Annotated in this window: 7 protein-coding genes; all 7 read left to right on the forward strand. The window is 33.8% G+C overall.

The window, feature by feature from the left end; all coding sequences use genetic code 11:
• A partial coding sequence (locus ACMUOV_RS02605) for a preprotein translocase subunit SecY (protein ID WP_413853493.1) occupies positions 1-787 on the forward strand: 787 nt, incomplete at its 5' end.
• A 113-nt stretch (positions 788-900) separates the two neighbouring features.
• Positions 901-1,152, forward strand: coding sequence for a 30S ribosomal protein S16 (rpsP, locus tag ACMUOV_RS02610; RefSeq protein ID WP_413853494.1), 252 nt, complete (start codon positions 901-903; stop codon positions 1,150-1,152).
• A 55-nt stretch (positions 1,153-1,207) separates the two neighbouring features.
• Entirely contained in the window at positions 1,208-1,438 is a 231-nt protein-coding gene (locus ACMUOV_RS02615; RefSeq protein ID WP_413853495.1) for a KH domain-containing protein, read from the forward strand.
• 3 nt (positions 1,439-1,441) lie between these two features.
• Positions 1,442-1,750 carry a ribosome maturation factor RimM gene (locus tag ACMUOV_RS02620; protein ID WP_413853496.1) on the forward strand — a complete coding sequence of 103 codons (309 nt, stop codon included), beginning with the start codon at positions 1,442-1,444 and terminating at the stop codon, positions 1,748-1,750.
• Positions 1,740-2,441 carry a tRNA (guanosine(37)-N1)-methyltransferase TrmD gene (gene trmD / locus ACMUOV_RS02625; RefSeq protein ID WP_413853497.1) on the forward strand — a complete coding sequence of 234 codons (702 nt, stop codon included), beginning with the start codon at positions 1,740-1,742 and terminating at the stop codon, positions 2,439-2,441. Before ACMUOV_RS02620 ends, trmD begins: the two co-directional genes overlap by 11 nt.
• A 101-nt stretch (positions 2,442-2,542) precedes the next feature.
• Positions 2,543-2,923: a 50S ribosomal protein L19 gene (gene rplS / locus ACMUOV_RS02630; protein ID WP_413853498.1), complete on the forward strand. Its 381-nt coding sequence runs from the start codon at positions 2,543-2,545 to the stop codon at positions 2,921-2,923.
• On the forward strand, positions 2,923-3,533 hold a 611-nt coding region (locus ACMUOV_RS02635), incomplete at its 3' end, for a ribonuclease HII (RefSeq protein WP_413853499.1). The genes rplS and ACMUOV_RS02635, both read left to right, overlap by 1 nt.

Here is a 3,533-nt window from a genome sequence, read left to right on the forward strand (position 1 = left end):
ATCTTTGATAATTTTTGCAGGTATTGTTGAAAGGTTACCGAGCGCAACATTAAGTGTTATAAAACTTGTTCAAATGGAAGAATTGTCATTGTTGCTTGCAATAATACTTGTTGCTTTGGTTTTGATAGTTTTAACACTTGTTGTTTGGGTTGAAACCGCACAAAGAAGAATTCCGGTTCATTATGCAAAAAGAATGGTCGGCAGAAGAATGTACGGCGGAGCAAGTTCTTTCTTGCCTATTAAAGTTGACCAGTCCGGTGTTATAGCGGTTATCTTCGCAGTATCAATTTTATCTGCACCTTTAACAATAGCACAATTTGCTCCGGATTGGACAATTTGGGGTTTTCCTATTTCAAAAAAGATTTCTGAATGGTTTAACCACAGTTCCGTTATGTATAGTTTGGTTTATGCAGCACTTGTAATATTTTTCTGCTATTTTTATAATTCAATTTCGTTTAATCCGAAAGATTTATCGGAAAACATGAAACGTTCCGGCGGTTTTATACCGGGTATAAGGCCGGGCAGTTCAACCGCAACTTATATTCAAAAAGTTTTGGAAAGAGTTACATTGGGCGGTGCTTTATTTGTAGCATGTATAGCAGTGTTACCTGATTATTTAAGAAATATGATGTCGGCACCTTTCTTCTTCGGAGGAACTTCATTGCTTATCGTTGTCGGTGTATCACTTGATACGATAGGGCAAATTGAGTCGCATTTGATAATGAGACACTATGAAGGATTTATGAAGGAAGGCAGAATTAAAGGCAGATGGTTTAACATAAAATAAAAATTGCAAAGCAATTTTTAGGTTATCTGTTTATTGGATTATAGGGATATAAGTTACTTTATAACCTGATAAACTGAAGTTGTAGTTCAAACTTTATTAAGGAGAGAAACAGGATGAGTGTGAGAATTCGTCTACAGAGAATCGGTCGCCCGAAAAGACCATACTACAGAATTGTAGCCATTGATCAAAGGGCAAAAAGAAACGGTAAGCCTATAGAAATTTTAGGCCAATACGATCCGTTATTGGAAAGTGAAAAAGTAAATTTAAAGATGGACAGGTTTGATTATTGGGTAAAAACAGGTGCACAACCTTCAGCAACGGTTGCTTCTTTAGTAAAAAAGCAAGAACCGGCAGAAACAAAATAAAACCCGAATAATAAAATAAAACAATTAAAAAACATTAAATTTGGAGGTCTGAAAAATGAAAGATTTAATTCTTTATATAGCAAAGGCATTGGTTGATAATCCGGATCAAGTTGAAGTAAAAGAAGTTGCAGGTGAAAAATCCACAATATTGGAACTTAAAGTTGCAGACGGTGACAGAGGTAAAATTATCGGTAAAGAAGGAAGAATAATAAAAGCTATCAGAATTATTATAAATTCGGCATCCGCAAAACTTGATAAGAGAACAACCGTTGAAATAGTAGAATAATAAATGTCTACGGAAAAACAACTGAAATGGAAAATTTCAGATATATTAGGTTGCCAGGTATACGATCAAAACGGTAGTGTGCTTGGAAATTTGGCTGATGTTTTAACCACCGGTAACAACGATATTTGGGTAATAAAAAATAATACCGAAGAATTGCTTTTACCGGCATTAAAAACTGTTGTTGTTGAAGTAAATATTTTAAGTAAAAAAATTTTTGTAAAATTACCGCAGGGGTATGAAAGCATTTACGGTAATAAAATACCTTCCGATATTTGCTTAGACTATTTCGGTTGGACTGTTTATGAAGATTGATATATTGACAATTTTCCCCGAGATGTTTACGGGTTTTTTAACAAGCAGTTTGTTAGGCAAAGCCGTAAAAAAAAATATTTTAAATATTAATTGTATAGATATTCGTTCTTTTACAGAAGATAAACATAATACCGTTGACGATAAACCTTTCGGCGGCGGTGTGGGTATGGTTATGAAAGCAGAACCTGTTTATAAAGCCATAAAAAGTACGGGAGTAAAAAAACATAATAATCTTTATAAAAAACCTTTCAAAAAACCGTTGGTGGTGTTTATGTCTCCGCAGGGTGAGAAGTTAAATACCGATATGGTAAAGCAGTTGTCAAAATACGATCATCTTGTTTTGTTATGCGGACATTATGAAGGTATTGATGAACGTGCAATGAATTGGGTTGATAAGGAAGTTTCAATAGGCGATTATGTTTTAACCGGCGGAGAAGTTCCTGCAATGGTATTAATTGATGCCGTTTCGCGGATGATACCCGGTGTGGTTAAAGAAAAATTATCCGTTGAGCAGGATTCTTTTTTTAACGGAATGCTTGATTATCCTCATTATACAAGACCGGCAAAATTTAAAAATATGAAGGTTCCGGATGTTTTGTTATCGGGTAATCATGCGGAAATTGAAAAGTGGAAAAATAAACAGTCTTTTGAAAGAACCCAAAAAAGAAGACCCGATCTTTTGAAAAAATAGAAAACGGAATGTTTAGAAGCAATCTGTTAGTCGTTGTTGTTTGTTGTTAATTATACATTTTACATTGTAAATTCTACATTGTATTTTTAAGGAGTAGTCCGATGTCAGTTATTGAACAAATAGAAGCAAGTCAAAAAAAAGATGTAAAAGTTTCTTTTAAAGCTGGAGATACTTTAAAAGTTCATTTTAAAGTTGTTGAAGGCGGGAATGAAAGAATACAGGTTTTTGAAGGTGTTGTAATTCAAAGAAAAGGTTCTGGATTATCGGAAACTTTTACCGTCCGGAAAAATTCTTTCGGTATAGGAGTAGAAAGAATATTTCCTATCAATTCACCGAGAATCAGCAAAATAGAACTTGTTCGTAGCGGTAAAGTAAGAAGAGCTAAATTGTATTATTTAAGAGATTTATCCGGAAAAGCGGCAAGAATAGCCGAAGTTCAAAAAAAACAATTTGAACAGGCAGAAAAAGAAGCTGCAAAATAATTTTGAATAATTTAATTAGTTTTGATAAGTTTTATTATAATAAAGGACTTCGTTTTGTTTCGGGTGTTGATGAAGCGGGACGAGGTCCTTTAGCAGGTCCGGTCGTAGCAGCTGCTGTAATACTGCCCGAAGAAATAATTATAGAAGAAGTTAATGATTCAAAAAAACTCACTCCAAAAAAAAGAGAAATTTTATTCGATAAAATAAAAACACAATCCTTAAGTTACGGTATAGGCATCGTCGATAATGAAATAATAGATAAAATAAATATTTTACAGGCAACGTTTTTAGCAATGAAACAGGCATTGTCTAAATTGAAAATTAAACCTAATATTGTTTTGGTTGACGGTAATCATAAAATACCGGGTTTGGAAATTAAACAGGAAGCAATAATTGGCGGTGATGCAAAAAGTCAGGTCATTGCATGTGCATCAATTTTAGCAAAAGTTACAAGAGATAATTTAATGCTTGAATATGCAAAACAATATCCGCAGTACTTATTTGAAAAGCACAAAGGTTACGGAACAAAAGCGCATATTGAAGCAATAAAAAAATTCGGTGCATGCCCGATACATAGAAAAACATTTGCTCCTGTATCGGATATTGAGTA

The sequence above is a fragment of the Candidatus Ruminimicrobium bovinum genome, assembly GCF_902760015.1.
GTDB classification, from domain to species: Bacteria; Elusimicrobiota; Endomicrobiia; order Endomicrobiales; family Endomicrobiaceae; genus Ruminimicrobium; species Ruminimicrobium bovinum.

What these genes read in the sequence shown, in the direction of transcription:
- rpsP (WP_413853494.1), top strand. Translation starts at nt 901, where the DNA reads ATGAGTGTGAGAATTCGTCTACAGAGAATCGGTCGCCCGAAAAGACCA.
- ACMUOV_RS02615 (WP_413853495.1), top strand. Translation starts at nt 1,208, where the DNA reads ATGAAAGATTTAATTCTTTATATAGCAAAGGCATTGGTTGATAATCCG.
- ACMUOV_RS02620 (WP_413853496.1), top strand. Translation starts at nt 1,442, where the DNA reads ATGTCTACGGAAAAACAACTGAAATGGAAAATTTCAGATATATTAGGT.
- trmD (WP_413853497.1), top strand. Translation starts at nt 1,740, where the DNA reads ATGAAGATTGATATATTGACAATTTTCCCCGAGATGTTTACGGGTTTT.
- rplS (WP_413853498.1), top strand. Translation starts at nt 2,543, where the DNA reads ATGTCAGTTATTGAACAAATAGAAGCAAGTCAAAAAAAAGATGTAAAA.